This is a genomic window from Variovorax sp. 10N420, from assembly GCF_056394705.1.
Window position 1 is genome coordinate 1 of the sequence record NZ_JBFTIJ010000040.1, and the last position, 1,206, is coordinate 1,206.

Annotated in this window: 2 protein-coding genes; both read right to left on the bottom strand. The window is 66.9% G+C overall.

Features of this window, described 5'->3' with window-relative positions; all coding sequences use genetic code 11:
* Positions 1–851 (bottom strand): NAD(P)(+) transhydrogenase (Re/Si-specific) subunit beta (locus AC1DEK_RS30105; protein ID WP_478128987.1); only part of this gene is annotated, 851 nt, incomplete at its 3' end.
* A gap of 2 nt (positions 852–853) precedes the next feature.
* Entirely contained in the window at positions 854–1,189 is a 336-nt protein-coding gene (locus AC1DEK_RS30110) for an NAD(P) transhydrogenase subunit alpha part 2 (protein WP_478128988.1), read from the bottom strand.
* Positions 1,190–1,206: the final 17 nt, after the last annotated feature.

Here is a 1,206-nt window from a genome sequence, read left to right on the forward strand (position 1 = left end):
CCGGAGCTGCCCACCAGGCTGCCCGCGACGATCAGCATCGCGTTGTTCAGGCTGAAGCCGATGCCCGCGGCCGCCCAGCCCGAGTAGCTGTTGAGCATCGAGACCACCACCGGCATGTCCGCCCCGCCGATCGGGATGATGATGAGCACGCCCATCACGAAGGCGAGGATCAGCATCGCCAGGAAGGCCGCCCAGCTCTCGGTGGCCATGTAGACCAGGCCCAGGGCGATGGTCAGCAGCCCCAGCACGAGGTTGAGCATGTGCTGGCCCTTGAACTGCACCGGTGCGCCCTGGAACAGGCGGAACTTGTACTTGCCCGAGAGCTTGCCGAAGGCAATGACCGAGCCGCTGAAGGTGATCGCGCCGATGGCCGCCCCCAGGAACAGCTCCAGCCGGTTGCCCGCGGGAATCGCATAGCGCAGGAAGCCGTCCACGACCATCGCGCCTTCGGGCGTGTTGACGGTGCCCGAGGCCGCAACCGGCAGCGGCGTGATGCCGAAGGCCCAGGGCTCGACCACTGCCGCCACGGCGATGAAGACGGCKGCMAGGCCGATCATGCTGTGGAAGAAGGCGACCAGTTCKGGCATCTGGGTCATCTCKACCGTCTTGGCGCGGTAGGCGCCGTAGCCGCCGCCCACCACCAGCCCGAGCAGCACCCAGCCCAGGCCGATGAGCCTGCCGCCGGAGAGCTGCACGACCAGCGCGGCGGTGGTCAGGATGGCGATCGCCATGCCGGCCATGCCGAAGASGTTGCCGCGGATSGAMGTGGTGGGATGGSWCAGGCCCTTCAGAGCCTGGATGAAGCAGACACTGGCGATSAGGTACAGCAGCGTGACGACGTTCATCGACATGATCAGCGTCCCCCCGCCTTGGCGGCGTCACCGCCAGCGGGCACCTTCTTGTCCTTCTTCTTGAACATCTCCAGCATGCGCCGGGTCACCAGGAACCCGCCGAAGACGTTGACCGCGGCCAGAGCGACCGCGAGCACGCCCATGGTCTTGCCAAGGCCCGTCTCAGTGAGCGCGGCGGCCAGCATGGCGCCSACGATCACGATCGCGGAGATGGCGTTGGTCACCGCCATGAGCGGCGTGTGCAGCGCCGGGGTGACGGTCCACACGACGTGGTAGCCCACGTAGATGGCCAGCACGAAGATGATCAGGTTGATGACGGTGTGGGATACGGGGTCCATGGCGGCTTCTCCTCGGG